Origin of the sequence: Anabaena sp. AL09 (assembly GCF_001672255.1) — a bacterium.
GTDB lineage: Bacteria > Cyanobacteriota > Cyanobacteriia > Cyanobacteriales > Nostocaceae > Dolichospermum > Dolichospermum lemmermannii.
In genome coordinates, this window is record NZ_LJOQ01000032.1 from 13488 (window position 1) to 30383 (window position 16896).

11 protein-coding genes, 1 tRNA gene and 1 pseudogene are annotated in these 16896 nt (G+C 37.5%); 7 read left to right on the plus strand and 6 right to left on the minus strand.

The genetic code is table 11. The annotated features are described in order from the left end of the window. Positions 1–3: 3 nt before the first annotated feature. Entirely contained in the window at positions 4–513 is a 510-nt protein-coding gene (locus tag AN490_RS05275; protein WP_300000659.1) for a restriction endonuclease subunit S, read from the minus strand. Further along, the gene (locus AN490_RS05280; RefSeq protein ID WP_300000661.1) at positions 506–1192 is read right to left on the minus strand and encodes an N-6 DNA methylase; all 687 of its coding nucleotides are present in this window, start codon (positions 1190–1192) and stop codon (positions 506–508) included. Before AN490_RS05280 ends, AN490_RS05275 begins: the two co-directional genes overlap by 8 nt. Positions 1193–1295: 103 nt before the next feature. Here AN490_RS05280 and AN490_RS05285 point away from each other — a divergent pair, with 103 nt between their 5' ends. The 5 genes from AN490_RS05285 to AN490_RS05305 all read left to right on the plus strand — a co-directional run bounded on the left by AN490_RS05285 (position 1296) and on the right by AN490_RS05305 (position 10694). Continuing rightward, the gene (locus AN490_RS05285; protein ID WP_300000663.1) at positions 1296–2318 is read left to right on the plus strand and encodes an ATP-binding protein; all 1023 of its coding nucleotides are present in this window, start codon (positions 1296–1298) and stop codon (positions 2316–2318) included. Positions 2319–2356: 38 nt separating this feature from the next. Then, on the plus strand, positions 2357–4954 hold the full coding sequence (locus AN490_RS05290) for a S8 family peptidase (RefSeq protein WP_300000664.1): 2598 nt from the start codon (positions 2357–2359) through the stop codon (positions 4952–4954). A gap of 10 nt (positions 4955–4964) precedes the next feature. Next, positions 4965–5687, plus strand: coding sequence for a hypothetical protein (locus AN490_RS05295; protein WP_300000666.1), 723 nt, complete (start codon positions 4965–4967; stop codon positions 5685–5687). Between the two features lie 218 nt (positions 5688–5905). Next, positions 5906–9637 carry a cobaltochelatase subunit CobN gene (gene cobN, locus AN490_RS05300; protein ID WP_300000668.1) on the plus strand — a complete coding sequence of 1244 codons (3732 nt, stop codon included), beginning with the start codon at positions 5906–5908 and terminating at the stop codon, positions 9635–9637. A 19-nt stretch (positions 9638–9656) separates the two neighbouring features. Continuing rightward, on the plus strand, positions 9657–10694 hold the full coding sequence (locus AN490_RS05305; RefSeq protein ID WP_300000670.1) for a peptidoglycan-binding protein: 1038 nt from the start codon (positions 9657–9659) through the stop codon (positions 10692–10694). A gap of 218 nt (positions 10695–10912) precedes the next feature. On the opposite strand, the gene AN490_RS05310 is transcribed toward AN490_RS05305, so the two are convergent. From AN490_RS05310 to lipA, 4 genes are all read right to left on the minus strand, one after another. After that, positions 10913–11368, minus strand: coding sequence for a Fur family transcriptional regulator (locus AN490_RS05310; protein ID WP_148760299.1), 456 nt, complete (start codon positions 11366–11368; stop codon positions 10913–10915). A 180-nt stretch (positions 11369–11548) separates the two neighbouring features. Further along, on the minus strand, positions 11549–12784 hold the full coding sequence (gene sigC / locus AN490_RS05315) for an RNA polymerase sigma factor SigC (RefSeq protein ID WP_300000674.1): 1236 nt from the start codon (positions 12782–12784) through the stop codon (positions 11549–11551). Positions 12785–13431: 647 nt separating this feature from the next. Beyond that, positions 13432–14403: an NAD(P)H-dependent glycerol-3-phosphate dehydrogenase gene (locus tag AN490_RS05320; RefSeq protein ID WP_300000676.1), complete on the minus strand. Its 972-nt coding sequence runs from the start codon at positions 14401–14403 to the stop codon at positions 13432–13434. A gap of 87 nt (positions 14404–14490) precedes the next feature. Further along, entirely contained in the window at positions 14491–15360 is an 870-nt protein-coding gene (lipA, locus tag AN490_RS05325; protein ID WP_300000678.1) for a lipoyl synthase, read from the minus strand. 125 nt (positions 15361–15485) lie between these two features. Between lipA and AN490_RS05330 the strand changes: the two genes are divergently transcribed. Beyond that, positions 15486–15559: transfer RNA gene (locus tag AN490_RS05330), tRNA-Pro, on the plus strand. Between the two features lie 390 nt (positions 15560–15949). Next, positions 15950–16036 (plus strand): annotated as a pseudogene (locus AN490_RS05335) (type I restriction endonuclease subunit M); the annotation flags it as partial. Between the last annotated feature and the right edge of the window lie 860 nt (positions 16037–16896).

The window sequence follows — 16896 nt, forward strand, 5'->3', positions numbered from 1 at the left end:
ATATCATAAAGGGAGCGGTAGAGCCGAAAGAATAGAAACTAATAAATCTTGTTGATTTCTATTTGGTAGCAAAATAGGACAATTAGAAAATGTTTGAGCATTTATATTTCCTCTTGTACTACCTAATGATAAGTTATTAACCCATGTGCGGTATTCGGTAGAAATAGTAAAATATTTTAAATATTTAGGATTGACTTTTTTAGGATCAAGCGAATATTTAATTAAAAAGCCAGCATAAGCTAATATTCCATTCTTACTTTCATGATAGTAAGTTTTGCCAGTTGAATTTCCTGTTCTAGCAAATACAATATCACCATCATTAAGAATGTATTTTTCTATATTTTCAGAACTAACACTTTTTTTATCATTATCTAAAAGGTTTCCATCTGGAGAAATATCAGTAATTCTTAAATATCTAACTTTATTCGTGTCAAAATCTTCTGCTGAAGCAGGTATACCATAAATACCCGCTTGATCTTTCAAGCATAAATTTTTCAATAACTCTCTATTCATACTTTAACCCTCCCAACTGCTTCTTAATCTCATCCTCTAACTTCCTAGACTCACTAAAAAGACTATTCAAATTATTAGTAAACCCCTGAGTTTTCTCCTCAAACTGCTCTGGAGTAATATCTGTATACTCAATCTTCACATCAAAATATTGCCCCGCACTGAGAGAATAATTTTTTTCAGCAATTTGATTATAACTCACCACTACAGAAAAATCATCAATGGCTTTCTGATCATTAAAAGTGGTAATAATTTGATTTTCTTCTGCTGCGGTTAAAACCGTTTTTTGATTCTTGCCATCTTTCACAGTTTCACCTAAACTAGAAGCATCAATCAAAACTACATCATCCTTATTTCCCTTATCAATAAATAAAATAGAAACATTTGTTCCCGTCGTAGCAAAAATATTACTCGGCATGGATACCACACCTGCTAACATTTTTTCATCTACTAATTTTGTCCGAATTGCTTTATCAATACCCGACTGTGCGGTAATAAAACCCGTAGGAACAACCACAGCAGCTTTACCCTGTTCATTGAGAGAATAAATAATATGTTGTAAAAACAGGGTATAAATCGCCATTTTATCCGTAGCTTTGTGAGGAATTTTAGGAATACCTGCAAAAAAACGCTCTTGATTGGCTTTTGTATCTAAATCCTTTTGATAATCACTAAAATCCATATCACAGATAGGATAATCATGATACAATTTGTGATGCACTGAGTTATAGAGTATAATTGTACTATATACATAAGAAACTTCTATTTTTGCGGAGAGAGGCAATATGAAGGGAGAGCTTCTCAAAAGGTTTTTCAGAGCGATCGCTAGTTCAGACCAAGAAGCGATTGACAAACTTACATATCTAGTTATAGAAGAAGAGCGCAGCAAAGGACATACTCTTCTTGCTGACCAGTTAGAGAATATTACTAAAAAGAAACCTAAAGATCAATCTCCCGACTTGATAAAACCTGTTTCCTCTCTTGCAAATGCCACACAAACAACACGAGAAAACTTACAGGGTTTAAGCGAATTACCAACGAGTAAGCGTTTTAATCTTCCCCTGGTAACGACCATACCAAGGGATAAATTGCGTCATTACATGGTATTGCCTGAAAAAATTGAGAAGCGTTTTCAAAGAATTGAGCGTGAATATGCAGCAAGAGATAGACTAGCTCATCATGGACTACGTTATCGGCAAAAAATTCTCCTTTATGGACCACCTGGTTGTGGAAAGACATTGGGAGCAGAACGTTTAGCTTGGAATACAGGTTTACCGCTTTTAAAAGTCCGGTTTGATGCAATGGTATCGTCTTTTTTAGGGGAGACAGCCAGTAATTTAAGACTTGTATTTGAGGATGCTGCAAAAAATCCATGTTTATTATTTTTAGATGAATGTGACTCAATTGCTAAGACACGAGAAGATTCTCAGGAAGTGGGAGAAATTAAGAGAGTTGTAAATACATTTTTGCAAATTTTGGATGAATATCAACCTTCTTCTGGGCTTATGGTAGCTGCTACGAATTTGAATAAATCTTTGGATACTGCCTTGTGGAGAAGATTTGATGATCTGATTGCAGTACCCAAACCGGGAGAAAAAGAACTAGAATTTATACTGAGGGAAACACTATCTGCAATTGAAGTGGGATCTATCAACTGGCCAAGAATCATTGAGCAGATGAAAGATTTTTCTGCGGCTCAAGCTGTGAGGGTTGCCCAAGATGCAGCTAAACGAGCGATTTTAGAGCGAGAGGGATTAGTGATTCAGGAACACTTAGAAGAAGCGATCGCTGAAATCAAGGTTTCCTAGTTTTTTGAGAGTTAAATTTTTGGTGTTTGGAGAAAAAAATGGTTCAAAGTTCTCAGAGTTTTCCACATATTCAGCTTAGGTTGACAGACAAGGGTAGGGCAAGACCTCTATTTGGTGTTTGGAAAAAAGAAACTCCTACATCTATTAATTTGAGTAATAGACAGGGACATGGAAGTAATCTCAAAAAGTTAGTATCTTCTATCATTTATGATTGGCATATTTCTCAAGAAAAACAAGAGCAAGATAAAAAAACCACGCTTACCAATGCCATATCTTTAATACTCCAAATTGATACAAAAACTTTTGATTTAGATGATCTAAGAACCTCTGAAATAGAAATCATATCTGAGTTAGAAGATGGATATATTATCTGTGCTTCTACGGATACTAATCTTACTGAACTTCAAAAGAAAATAGACAAATTTTTAAATGAACAGAAAGGTGGTAATGTAATTGCAAAAATATTGAATATTATTGACAGAAATCAACGTCATAAATTTATTTTATCTCCACCTTTATTACAACAATGGGAACAAATAAAAGATGATAATTTTTATGTTGTTGAAGTAGGTATATCATGTTTAGGAACTAAAACCAAATTACCTGAACATCCAGATAAAAAGAATTATAAAAATCCTGAAAATTATCTAAAATCAATCAATAAATGGATCGATCAACGTAATTCAATATATACAGAATGGAAAGATTTAGTATTACAAAGACAAGAATATTTATTGAATTTTATTAGTAAGCATAAATATTATGGAAAAATTTCAAGTCTTTTTGCAGAAGATACCAGTCAGTTTTCTAAAGTACCTGATAGTTTTTCATGTCTAATTCAAATTTCTGGGTTAGGTTTAAAAGATTTAGTATTGAATTTTCCTTATGTTTTTGAAGTTATAGAAACAATATCTGAGATAGAAAATGAATATATTATTGGTACTTCTGCTAATATTAATCTGACTGAGCTTCAAAAGAAAGTAGAATTTTTTTTGAAAAATCAAAATAGTGGTGGTATTGTTGTAAATATTTTGGATCTTCTGGATGATAAACAGCGTCCAGAATTTATTTTATCTCCAAAGTTATTACAAACATGGGATCAAATAAAAGATGATCAGGTTAAAGTTGTTAAAGTTGGTATATCTTGTTTAGGAACTAAAAGTAAATTGCGTGAATATCCAGAACCGCAAAGTTATAAAAATATTGAAAATTATGTAATAGCAATTAATAAATGGATTGAAGCTCGTGATTTAAGCTATGAAGAATGGGATGATTTAGCATATGAAAGGCAAGAACATTTATCAAAATTCATTGCTAATCCTAAATATCATGGTGAATTATTAAGTGGCTTTATAGACGACACTCCGCAATCAGATAGAATTCCTGATAGTTTTTCATGTCTAATTCGAATTTCTGGATTAGGATTAAAGGATTTAGTATTTAATTTTCCTTATGTTTTTGAAGTAACCGAACAAGAAAACATTTATGAACCAGGTTTACCTAAACATGAAATATCTGAATATGAAAATGTCTCATTTATATTAGAATCTCCTGATGAAGATGCTCCTAAAATATGTATTATTGATAGCGGTATTCAAGAAGAACATCCTTTACTAAAAAATGCTATTGATTACAATAATTCAAAATCTTGGATTCCTTCAGAAATCAATTTAACTGCTGATATGGTTAGTAATGGTGGACATGGAACAAGGGTTGCAGGAGCAGTTTTATATCCAAGAACTATTCCCCAAAAAGGAATATATAAACCTATTTTTTGGCTACAAAATGCCAGAATACTAGATAAAAATTGCAGATTATTAGATAAACTGTATCCACCAGAATTGTTAGAAAGGATAGTTGAATATTACTATAGTCAAACAGCAACAAGAATATTTAATCATTCACTTGCTAGTGATGCTCCTTGTCGGACTAGATATATGAGCACTTGGGCGTATACTATAGATCAATTAAGTTATGAAAAAGATATTCTTTTTATAGTAGCTGCTGGGAATATTCCTTTAGATAGCTATCGAACTTCACCAAGATTATCCGTTAAACATCACTTATTAGCTCGTAGAGAATACCCAGATTATTTGACAGAAAACTCTTGTAGAATTGCCAACCCGTCACAAAGTTTTCAAGCTTTAACAGTCGGTTCAATTAACTCAAATTCTTTTCGTGATTTATCTTGGTCTTCATTAGGAGAAAAAGACGAATCTTCTCCTTTTTCCTGTTCTGGTTTGGGAATTTGGGATACAATTAAACCAGAAGTAGTAGAGTATGGCGGTGATATTTTAAAAGATGAAAATCAACCACCAAACTTCATTTGTAACACCAATACCAGCCCGGAATTAGTAAGATCAACTTTAAGTCCTACTCCTAGTCCTTTAGTTGCTGCGGATGCTTTTGGAACTTCCTTTGCAGCACCAAGAGTAACCCATATTGCAGCCAGACTTGCTGCTGAGTTTCCTAATGAAAGTTGTTTGCTATATCGAGCATTAATTGTTCAATCAGCACGTTGGCCAGATTGGGCATTAGCAAAAACTAATGAAGAAAAATGGCTCTACCGCTCCCTTTATGATATTTTCGGTAAAATATCCCTGAAACCCCTACACCGATTGGATTTGAGGTTTTAATATTTTCACAATGGTTTTGGATATATTAAAAGGATGTTTGATCATAAGGGGAACGGTAGAACCAGAAAAATATAATGTAATTCGTCAAATAGGCTATGGTATTCCTGATGTTGAGCGTGCCATTAGTAATACTCCTAATCGTATCACACTAATCACACAAGGGAAGAAATTAATTAAAGCCGGAGAGGTTGACATTTACCAAGTAAAATTACCAGACAGTCTCAGATCACCAGGAGAAGAATTTGAGATTTTATTGGAAATTACATTATCATATAAAGCCCAACCTCGCAGAACAAGGCGGAATAGAAGAAAGTATTTATCAACTTGGTTAGATTGGGATTGTAGCAAAACCGGTGAGGATTCAAAACATTTTTTAGGTAGAATGTTAGCTAATCATAAGATTCCAGAAGATGCTGAGAAAGGAGACGAATTATTTACCTGGACTCTTGGTAAAGAAAAACGTTATAGAAGCATTAAAAATGTATCCAGAAGTATAGGAACTATCCAAAAAGATTGGGCTGTTGTAAAATCTTATAACTTAAGAGAGGCATTTTGCATAGCAGTAGTAGGACACGAAGGCTGGAATAACGATCCTTTTGCTGAAGTTCCATACTCTCTAGTTGTAAGTTTTGAAGCAATACAAGCTGATATTCCCATTTATACATCTATTGTGGAGGCTCAAATTGAAACAGAAGTTCAAACAGAAACAGAAATAGAAATTCAATCTTTGTAAATAACTGATGATTATACAACATACTGTAAGTTCATCTTGCAAATCTGCCAAATATTCTCTCAAGTGTTCTGCAACTTTATGTTGTAAATCTTCAGATAAAGATTCCATCATTTTAATTACAAAAGACACAAATTAATAAAAGTATCATAAAATATATAGAAATCCTACTTGAATCTTTCTCCATATACTGAGACCTAAACGTTTATTAATTACCAATTATGCACCGTATAAATGCTACTGCTGGAGGCTGGAATCAGTCAGAGGGTTTATTTTTCCTAGAACAAACTATAGCACCATTTGTATTGATTACAGCAGCAGATACTGATATTCAAACTCTAGGAACTGTAGTTTCTAAATTACCTGATGAATTTCCAGAAATTCGAGTCGCTAATTTATTACAACTACAACAACAAGTAAGTATAGACACTTATAGCGAACAAGTATTAGAATCAGCGCAAGTAATTATTCTGCGTCTTATTGGTGGAAGTTCTTATTGGAATTATGGTCTAGAAGTTATACAGGAAATTGGAGAACGTAATGGTACAACCCTAATTATAATGCCAGGAGATGACGGACTTGATCTTGATTTAATCTCCAAATCTACAATTGCTCCAGAAATTGTCCAGAAAATCTGGCAATATTTTCAAGAAGGTGGTACAGAAAATTTCCTCAATGCTTTAAAATTTATCGCTGATACGGCTTTATTAACAGAATTTAATCCTCCACCTCCACAACCTGTTCCCCGTGTGGGTTTGTATGAGTGGAAAGAAGAAAAAAAAGAACTTTTACCAATTCAGCCTAAAGTTGGGATTTTGTTTTATCGCGCTCATTATTTAGCAGGAAATACCAAAGTTATTGATGCTTTGTGTAATGCTTTAATAGAGAAAAATTTACAACCTGTACCTGTTTTTGTTTCTTCATTACGTGAACCTGGTGTCAGCGATAAGTTGTGTGAATTGTTGGCAGAAGAAAATAATAATCATGTTAGTTTATTGATGAATACTACAAGTTTTTCCCTAGCAAGTTTAGAAACAGAAACACCACAAACTGAACTTTGGGAAAAATTAGATATACCCGTTTTACAAGTAATTCTCTGCGCTAGTTCCGTTGAACAATGGGAATCACAATCACAAGGTTTAACACCCCGTGATATGGCGATAAATGTGGCATTACCAGAAGTAGACGGGAGAATTATTAGCCGGGCTGTGTCTTTCAAAACTTTGCAAACTCGGAATCATAAACTAGAAACCGATGTCGTAATTTATGAACCTGTGAGCGATCGCATTGAATTTGTCGCCCAACTGGCTGCAAACTGGGTAAGATTGCGGGTAAAACCACCCCAAGAACGCCGTATAGCCCTAATTTTAGCAAATTACCCCAACACCAACGGCCGCCTCGCCAACGGCGTAGGATTGGACACTCCTGCTAGTTGTGTAGAAATTCTCAAGGCTTTAAAATTAGCTGGTTATGAACTAGAAAATATTCCCGAAACCGGAGACGAATTAATTCAAATTCTCACATCTAGCGTTACTAATGATCCAGAAGGAAAAGACTGGAAACCAATCAACCAAAGTTTATCAACAGCAGAATATCAAAAATATTTTGCTACTTTACCAGAAATAATCCAAAAAGAAATTATTGCCCGTTGGGGAAAACCAACTTTAGATTCAGTCCAAAATTGGGCAATTTCTGGAATTCAATTTGGTAATGTTTTCGTCGGTATTCAACCATCAAGAGGTTATGATCTCGACCCTAGTTTAAATTATCATGCGCCAGATTTAGAACCAACACATAATTATTTAGCCTTTTATTATTGGGTACGAGAATCTTTTAATGCTGATGCCATAGTTCATGTTGGCAAACATGGCAACTTAGAATGGCTACCGGGGAAAAGTGTGGCTTTATCTAATACTTGTTATCCAGAAATTGCCTTCGGTCCAATGCCCCATTTATATCCATTTATTGTTAATGATCCAGGAGAAGGTTCACAGGCAAAAAGACGCGCCCAAGCCGTAATAATTGATCATTTAACCCCACCAATGACCCGCGCCCAATTATATGGACCATTGCAACAAGTAGAAAACCTAATTGATGAATATTACGAAGCCGAAAGTTTAGATCCTTCCCGTTTACCAACAATACGAGATCGTATTCAAGAATTAGTCATCAAAGAAAACCTATATAAAGACTTAGGAATTACCAACCCCAAAGACATCACCAACTTTGAAACCTTAATTTTAAATTCCCTAGACGGTTACTTGTGCGAACTCAAAGAAGCCCAAATCCGTGACGGCTTACACATATTCGGCCAATGTCCCCAAGGAACACAACTGCGAGACTTAATAGTAGCGATCGCCCGCATCCCCAACCGCCATTATATCGGCATTACCAGAGCGATCGCCAAACAATGGCAAATAGACATAGACCCCCTCACAGACAACTTCTCAACCCCCTTCACCCCACCGATAACCCACTTTGCTCCTTTGCGCCTTTGCGCGAAACTTAAATCCTGTCATATCATCGGCGATGTCATCGGCCTCCTAGAAATAGAAGCAGCCCACTTAGTAGAACAAATAATCGAGGGAACAGCCACCGAAAACTGGATCAGTGAAAAACTCCTCCCAGCCCTGCGAAAAACCAGCGAAGAAACCACCAACCTATTACGGGGACTTGATGGCAAATACGTCAAGAGCGGTGCTTCTGGCGCACCCACCCGCGGCCGCCCCGAAGTCCTGCCCACAGGTAAAAACTTTTACGCCGTTGATATTCGCGCCATACCCACAGAAACCGCCTGGGATATTGGCAGAAAAGCCGCTGAAACCCTGATTGAAACCTACACCCAAGAACATGGAGAATATCCCAAAACCCTGGGTTTATCCCTGTGGGGGACAGCTACCATGCGGACTGGTGGTGATGATATAGCCGAAGCTTTAGCTTTACTTGGTGTGCAACCCGTTTGGGATGGTGCAGCGCGACGAGTAGTAGATTTTGAAATTTTACCTTTATCCATTGTCGGTCGTCCCCGTGTGGATGTCACCCTGAGAATTTCTGGCTTTTTCCGGGATGCTTTTCCTAATTTAATCACCTTATTTGATCAAGCTGTGAAAGCGGTTTCGGCTTTAGATGAACCAGCAGATCAAAATCCTCTAGCAGATACAGTTCGCAAAGAAACTGAACAATGGACTCAAGAAGGTTTATCTTTAGAAGTAGCAGCCGAGCGATCGCAATATCGCGTTTTTGGTTCAAAACCAGGGGCTTATGGTGCAGGACTCCAAGGACTAATGGCCTCCCAAAACTGGGAAAATGATCAGGACTTAGCCCAAGCTTACACAAATTGGAGTGCTTACGCCTACTCCTCTAGTCAGGAAACAGGGAGCAATAATGTGGAAGCTTTTGAACAACGCTTGAAGCAAATGCAAATTGTCCTGCATAATCAAGACAATCGAGAACATGATTTACTCGATTCCGACGATTATTATCAATTTCAGGGTGGTTTAACCGCAGCGGTGCGTTCTCTTCAAGGTAAAAATCCTGAAACTTATTTTGGTGATAATTCCAACACATCCCAGCCCAAAGTCCGTCAACTTAGTTCAGAAATTGCCAGGGTTTATCGTTCTCGCGTGGTTAATCCTAAATGGATAGCTGGAGTTATGCGTCATGGTTATAAAGGTGCATTTGAAATGGCTGCAACCGTAGATTTTCTCTTCGCTTACGATGCTACCGCCCAATGTGTCGAAGATTATATGTATCAAGGTGTTGTTGAAGCATATTTAGAAGATGCTGCCGTTTGTGAATTTATCCAGGATAAAAATCCTTGGGCATTGCGCGATATTGCGGAAAGATTACTAGAAGCAAATCAGCGCGGGTTATGGCAGGATGTAAGTATACAAACTTTAGAAAATCTCCGCAATTTAGTCCATCAGGCGGAAGCAACTATCGAAGAAAAATAATTTAATTTAGGAAACGAACATGGAAAACCTTGCGTATTTACATTTAGCCTTTGCCAATGAAGACATAGAAACCACTGAGTTAATATCTCTCAGTTCTTTATTCAAAAAAGCAGCAGCACCAAATTGGCAACTCTTTTCCAGCAATGCGTGGAAATACATGATTCCCCTGGTTCTTACTTTATCTATTCTTAATAGTGTTAGTAGTGTTTTCGCACTCGAAACCGAAAATAACAGCAATTCTGTCAAAAATCTAGCACAAAATTCGACATCTCAGGTTGAAACCGAAAATAACGGTGATGTTGTTAAAAATCTAGAACAAAATTCGACATCTCAGGTTGAAAAAAGCAACAAACAATTTATCAGTACAGCCCCTACAACCCTCACTACGCCACATAATATCATTTCTGTAAGCAACAAACGCAAAAACCCCAATTTCTTTGTTAAAGGTGATGAAGGTGCCGATGTCAAAGTTTTACAAGAACGCTTGAAAATCGCTGGTTTCTATTATGGCAATTCCACAGGGATTTTTGGTCCAATTACTCAAGAATCTGTCAAACGATTCCAAAAAGCTTATAACCTCACAGTTGATGGCATTGTTGGTAAATCCACATTAGCGAAATTACCAGCGGTGACTGATGAAAATGACATAACTACTTCCCAAAAATCAGATAATCAAGATACACTTAGTTTAGGCGATCGCGGTGAAGCCGTCAGAATTCTCCAAGAACAATTAATCATAGCCGGATTCTTAAAAAATCAGCCCAATGGTTACTATGGTTCTAACACAGTTGATGCTGTAAATCGCTTTCAAAAACAGCACAAACTAGAAGCTAGTGGTATGGCTGGACAAACCACCCGTTCTAAGTTATATAGTTTAGTTAAAAATTCTGCCAAAAGTGATTTTACCACTTTAGAAATTCAAAGACGACTACATGAAAAAGGTTTCTATAAAGGTCAAATCAACGGCATGATGGCATCTGATACCAAAAAAGCAATTAGTCGCGCTCAAGAATTTTATGGTATCAGCCTTAAAGATGTTAAAAGCGGAAGTTTTTAATCCCGCTTTCTCAATGCAGTTAGATTCCCGCACTACTTGATTCATCTTCCAAAATTGCAGATGTCTATCCGTTCTATAAAACTTACCCAAAATTACCAAAGTCTAGACACATCTGGACAGCGATAACCTTAGTGTTTACTTCCTGCTTCATCACGGGAACTTACCGTTTCTGACCGTAGTTCCTAAAAGGAACCCTATAATACCAAGTTCCTAGTTATCTAAATAGGCATTAATGCCCTTTGGCACTTAGGACATACAGCATGAATTGTCATTTGACAATCTAATAAATGGAAACCTTCTTTTTGGGCTGTTTTTCCGCCAATCTTTAAAATTGAGTCATTTTTAAACTCAATAGTCGAATTACAGCGGACACAAATTAAGTGATGATGGTGATGGGGATAAGGCTGGTTAATTTCATAATGTTTATGCCCTTCACCTAATTCCAACTCCCGCAAAATCCCCATTCTCGCCATCAACTTTAAAGTGCGATAGATAGTTGATAAACTAATTCCTTCACTGTCAGCTTCTAAACGATGATATAGATCCTCTGCGCTTAAATGCTCACCTTGGGGGAGTTCTTGAAAAATATGCAGAATTGTTTCGCGTTGTGGAGTTAAACGCCAGCCACGGTCGTTTAATTCCGCCTTGAGTGAACCAGTTGTGTAGACAGTCATACTAAATTTTCTCAACAAAGCTCATTAATTGAGAATATAACAAATGTTGGGGTTGATTTGCAACAATCATTGCCTATTGAGAATATTTGCTGATTGTCAGTTGTTAGTTGTCAGTTGTCAGTTGTCAGTTGTCAGTAGAAAATATCTTTCTATTGCCTCCTGCCTTCTGCCTTCTGCCTCCTAACTTAATGACTCTAGATAGTCGCGGACTAGGTTACGGCGCTTGGGTTGGCGGAGTTTTTGCAAAGCCTTGGATTCAATTTGTCTGACTCTTTCCCGTGATAAATCAAGGGCGCGGCCAATTTCTGCTAAAGAGTAAGCATGACCATCGGATAAGCCAAAGCGCATTGAAATTACATCACGTTCCCGACCAGTTAAATCATCTAGAAGACTATGCAAATCTTTATGTAAAGATTCCCGCATTAACATCTCCTCTGGAGTAATCGTATCAGTCTCTAACAATTCTCCTAATTCAGTATCTTTATCCTTCCCTACCTTGGTTTCTAAAGACACAGAACGAGGAACTCTCAATAATACTTCCCGCACTTGGGCAGGTGTCATATCTAACTCAATTCCCAGGTCTTCTAAAGTCGGGGTACGACCTTTTTCTTGGGCAATTTTCCGTTGCGCCTTTTTAATTTTGTTGAGCTTTTCGGTAATATGAACAGGAAGGCGAATAGTCCGGCTAGAAGTAGCGATCGCCCTGGTAATACCTTGACGAATCCACCAGTAAGCATAGGTACTAAAACGATAGCCCTTCGTGGGGTCAAATTTCTCCACGGCTCGTTCTAAACCTAAAGTCCCTTCTTGAACCAAATCCAACAATTCCAAACCCCGATTTTGATACTTTTTAGCGACAGATACCACTAAACGCAAATTCGCCTTAATCATGTGGGATTTGGCTTGCAGTCCTTGAGTTTGAACTTGTTCTAGTTCTTCTACTGTTAAATTAGCAATTTCGGCCCAGCGTCTTTTGCCATTGGCTAGGGTAGGTTTAAGATCAGGTAAACTTATCCCCGCAGTAGTCGCCCACCGTTCTAAAGAAGGGCGGTGTCCTAATTCTGCTTTCAACCGCTCCTGTACCTCCATTAACCGCGAATAGGGGATAATTACAGCATCTCCTTCAGCAGCAGCAGCACTAAGCATTAATCGCATTCGTAAGTATCGCTGTACTTTTTGGGCTTCAGCAACTTCTTCATCTCGTCCCAATAACCGGACTCGCCCAATTTCTTGCAGATAGAGACGCACTAAGTCGGTACTGCGTCTGGTAGTTTGCGCGGCTAAAGCTAAATCAGATTCAACCGCAGCCATGTCTAAATCTGGCAAATCATCATCATTATTGATTTCAATATCCAAAGGTGGACTAGGATTTTGCCCGTCGTGGGCGGCATTTTTATAAAAGGATGTTGCTGGCATGATGTCTCAAATTACTCCAGGTAACAATAGATTATGGTTAACTAAAATTACGGTTATCTAATCAACTGTTGCTATTCCGTAACTCGTCATCAAATAACACGATTTGGGTTTCGATGTACAATTCTTTGCAAAACTTTGTACTAGTACCGCAGGACGGAATTAAAAATTAACAATTAAAAATTAAAAAAGCAGATTGTATAAGCTTTTTAGGGATTTTTAATGGTTATCTTACTTACGCTGTACTAGTCCAAGCGCGGAGGAGAGGAGAAAACTTAATTTATCAACTTTTGGACTGTTTTAACTGGATAGTTATTTTCGTCACAGGTTACTAGTTTGAAATAATACATTTTTAATGACTCGTTCGTTGCTAGTATCCGTGTGATTAAACAAATAGCTATGGAAATCTTTAGCCAGATTTTCAATTATGATTTAACTGGTCAATAATACCATGTTTAGGAATATTAACGGTTATTTTTTAACTGATTATAAACTCACTTCTAATTATGATGATGTTTATAAACTACATAGTCATATTTACATCACTCAAAAAGTAATTTCCTGACAATTTGACAAATTTTTTCTAGGGATTTTGCGGTAGTCATTTAATTTTAATTGGACACCTTATCCTGTCAGCATTTCTCCCTTATTTACCAGATTTGTTCTGTGGGAAAATTATCAAATTCAGGTTTGATATCTCGGATCATCAGTTTATCTAACGCTTGTCTGGGTGTAACTGCTCCTTCAAGTAGTTGATAAACTTGTTCAGTAATGGGAATAGCAATACCTCGTTGTTGGGCAATTTCCATTAATACCCGACAAGTGTTCACACCTTCGGCTGTACCTGGAAGATTTGCCAGAACTTCTGGCAGCGTTTGTCCATTGGCTAATTGATAACCAACTTGATAATTACGGCTTAAAGGGCTGTTGCAGGTTGCTAATAAGTCCCCTAGACCAGATAAACCATAAAATGTTTCCGTTTTCGCACCTAAAGTATTACCGATTCGTACCATTTCGGTTAACCCACGGGTGACTAGGGCAGCTTTGGCATTTGTGCCTAAGTGTAACCCATCACATACACCAGCGGCGATCGCTATCACATTTTTCAGTGTTCCTCCTAATTCTACGCCCACAGGGTCAGGGTTAGTATAGACACGAAAGCGACTAGAAGAAAATACCAATTGGACGGTTTGGGCAGCTTTGGTATTTTTACTCGCTACTACTGTTGCTGCTGGTAATTCCTGGGCAATTTCCTGGGATAAATTCGGACCTGATAAGACCACAACAGGAGAATTAGGAAAAGTTGCTTGCCAAATTTGCGAAGGTGTGTATGTAGTGTGTGGTTCTAGTCCCTTAGTTGCAGTCACAAAGATTGTCTGTGGAGACAGGGGGCAAGATTGCACCATAGAGGCCACATCTCTTACCCCTTTCATAGAAATAGCCGACAAGACTATTTGAGCATTTTTATCCTCTAATACTTTTTCTAGAGGTTGCGAGTCCTGTCGTGACCATAGATGCACCTGATGTCCATTAATTGCTGCTAATTTAGCCAAGGCTGTACCCCAAGCACCCGCACCAAGAATAACGACAGATTTTGAATTTGGTAATTGGTGATTGGTCATTGGTAATGGGTAATTGGTGATTGGTGATTGGTGATTGGGGTAGAACAACTGACAACTGACCACTGACCACTGACAACGAACAACTGACTATCTTGGATAACGTTTCATTAATTCTCTGACTTGTTCTGCATGATAGGAGCTTCTTGTCAAGGGTGAAGAAACAACTTGTAAAAATCCTAGTTCTTCCCCAAAAGTTTGCCAGGCTGCAAATTGCTCAGGTGTTATAAAATCAGATACTTGTAAGTGTTTTTGACTGGGTTGGAGATATTGCCCAATTGTCAAAATATCACAATCTACTCTTCGTAGGTCTTCCATGACTTGGCGAATTTCTGCATCTGTTTCACCCAAGCCGACCATAATACCAGATTTGGTGTAAGTGCTGGGAGAAATTTGGCGCGAGCGCTGTAATAATTCCATTGTCCGCTCATAATTTCCTTGGGGACGCACACGGCGATATAAGCGGGAGATGGTTTCTGTGTTGTGGTTAATTACTTCTGGTTTAGCTTGCAGAATTATTTCTAAAGCTTGCCAATTACCGCATAAGTCGGGAATTAATACTTCTATTGTTGTATGAGGCGAAACTTCATGAATAGCATTAATACAGCGGACAAATTGAGATGCACCACCATCAGGTAAATCATCTCGGTTAACGGAAGTAATCACGACGTGATTAAGCTGCATTCGCCGCACTGCTTCTGCTAGTCGTGTCGGTTCGGTGGGATCTAATGCTTGGGGTTTCTTTTCAAAATCAATATCACAGTAAGGACAAGCCCTGGTGCAAGCTGGACCCATAATTAAAAATGTGGCAGTACCCGCGTTGAAGCATTCCCCAATATTGGGACAGGAAGCTTCTTCGCAAACGGTATTCAGGGCTAAATCCCGCAAAATTTCTTTAACGTTACCAACACGCTCCCATTGAGGCGCTTTTACTCGCAACCAGTCTGGTTTTACAGTCACAGTCTACTTTTACCATTTTAGTTATACAAATCTTATGGTAGCAAGCAAAGACCTTTGTGGAAAAGAGAAAGTTTGTTATTTTCTGCTGATTGTGGTAATATCTTTTTATAATGCCATTTTTGTGGCGGGATGTGGCGCAGCTTGGTAGCGCACTTCGTTCGGGACGAAGGGGCCGCTGGTTCGAATCCAGTCATCCCGATTTTAGACTTTATCTGTAGTGGTGGCTGTTGTAAAGTCAACCTGATGGTTTTGAGTTTTTGTAAATTGAGGTATGAAAATCAAATATTCTAGTTCTTAAACTCTTACTCTCTGCGTCCTCTGCGTCTCTGCGTGTTAGCGAAGCGGGGCGAAGCCTGAAAAAATCATACCTTCATTCACCAACGCCGATTTTTATTTAACCTCTTAGAGGGTGTTTGAAAAGTTATGGTTGATGTATCAAATATTTTTTACCCCACCCTAACCCTCCCCTTGTAAAGGGGAGGGAACTGGACAATGTGATGAAAATTACGGAATACCACTTTTCAAACATCCTCTTAGGTGTAAAATTTTAGTCAGGTTATTAATAATAGAAGTTCTAGAATAAAGCTAAATGTTTGAGCAAACTTTTAAGAATATTGATGATGTTCTCTGGAAAGAGGCAGGTTGTACTACGGAATTAGATTACACTGAGCAAACTTCTTGGCTGCTGTTTTTGAAGTATTTGGATGATTTGGAGCAGGAAAAGGCAGAAAAAGCGGAACTATATCTATTAATTTATGCCTTTTTGTTCTCTCAACTCTTGTGTCTTCTAAATCTTTAAAGTGATCTACTATTGTGATTTTTGGTGGTAACTTCATTTCTAGATTTTGTTTCTTTGAATTTAAGAGAGAATACCACTTCAACCCATTTTATTGATTCTTATCGAAACGAATTTACCATCAAATTTTCTTTATATTCACATATTAACTTGATATTACTCTTGTAATACTGCCCTTTTTCTCTATTCATATAAGTTACATTTTGTCAAAAAAAATTAGATGCGTTTCCCCTGCCCTATTTATGGCTCTTGCGTCTCTTTTTTTTATGGTAAAAATTAATATGAAATTAACCTAATGTTAACTCATTAGTATTAATTCACTGTATATTAACTATATCGAACTTCCCCTCCTAATCCGCCAAAGTCTCTCTAGGCAAGGCTTTAAGGGTTTCCAAATTATTTTACGTCTTGTAAGTTATAAACCTTATACAGCAAGGGGTTGAGCCTACAAGAAAAGATTTAGTCTAAACTCCAATTATTTGAGTAGAAAAAAATGTTAGTTACCAGTCATAAGTAGGTGAACGGAAAAAAACCGTAGACGCGAAGCGGCTTCTCGAAGAGTAATATGTAACGAAAAGTAAAATCGCCCAAACCCTCCTTCACTCTTGCCTTGCCATAACGACGATTTTCAATGCTAACCTACTTACACTTAAGTAAGTCGGCGCAAAGAAATCAAACTATGTAAAGATAAGTAAATACGGAAAATCAATCTACTGAGGTGATTAAAATATGGGCGCTCG

What these genes read in the sequence shown, in the direction of transcription:
- AN490_RS05275 (WP_300000659.1), bottom strand. Translation starts at nt 513, where the DNA reads ATGAATAGAGAGTTATTGAAAAATTTATGCTTGAAAGATCAAGCGGGT.
- AN490_RS05280 (WP_300000661.1), bottom strand. Translation starts at nt 1,192, where the DNA reads ATGGATTTTAGTGATTATCAAAAGGATTTAGATACAAAAGCCAATCAA.
- AN490_RS05285 (WP_300000663.1), top strand. Translation starts at nt 1,296, where the DNA reads ATGAAGGGAGAGCTTCTCAAAAGGTTTTTCAGAGCGATCGCTAGTTCA.
- AN490_RS05290 (WP_300000664.1), top strand. Translation starts at nt 2,357, where the DNA reads ATGGTTCAAAGTTCTCAGAGTTTTCCACATATTCAGCTTAGGTTGACA.
- AN490_RS05295 (WP_300000666.1), top strand. Translation starts at nt 4,965, where the DNA reads ATGGTTTTGGATATATTAAAAGGATGTTTGATCATAAGGGGAACGGTA.
- cobN (WP_300000668.1), top strand. Translation starts at nt 5,906, where the DNA reads ATGCACCGTATAAATGCTACTGCTGGAGGCTGGAATCAGTCAGAGGGT.
- AN490_RS05305 (WP_300000670.1), top strand. Translation starts at nt 9,657, where the DNA reads ATGGAAAACCTTGCGTATTTACATTTAGCCTTTGCCAATGAAGACATA.
- AN490_RS05310 (WP_148760299.1), bottom strand. Translation starts at nt 11,368, where the DNA reads ATGACTGTCTACACAACTGGTTCACTCAAGGCGGAATTAAACGACCGT.
- sigC (WP_300000674.1), bottom strand. Translation starts at nt 12,784, where the DNA reads ATGCCAGCAACATCCTTTTATAAAAATGCCGCCCACGACGGGCAAAAT.
- AN490_RS05320 (WP_300000676.1), bottom strand. Translation starts at nt 14,403, where the DNA reads ATGACCAATCACCAATTACCAAATTCAAAATCTGTCGTTATTCTTGGT.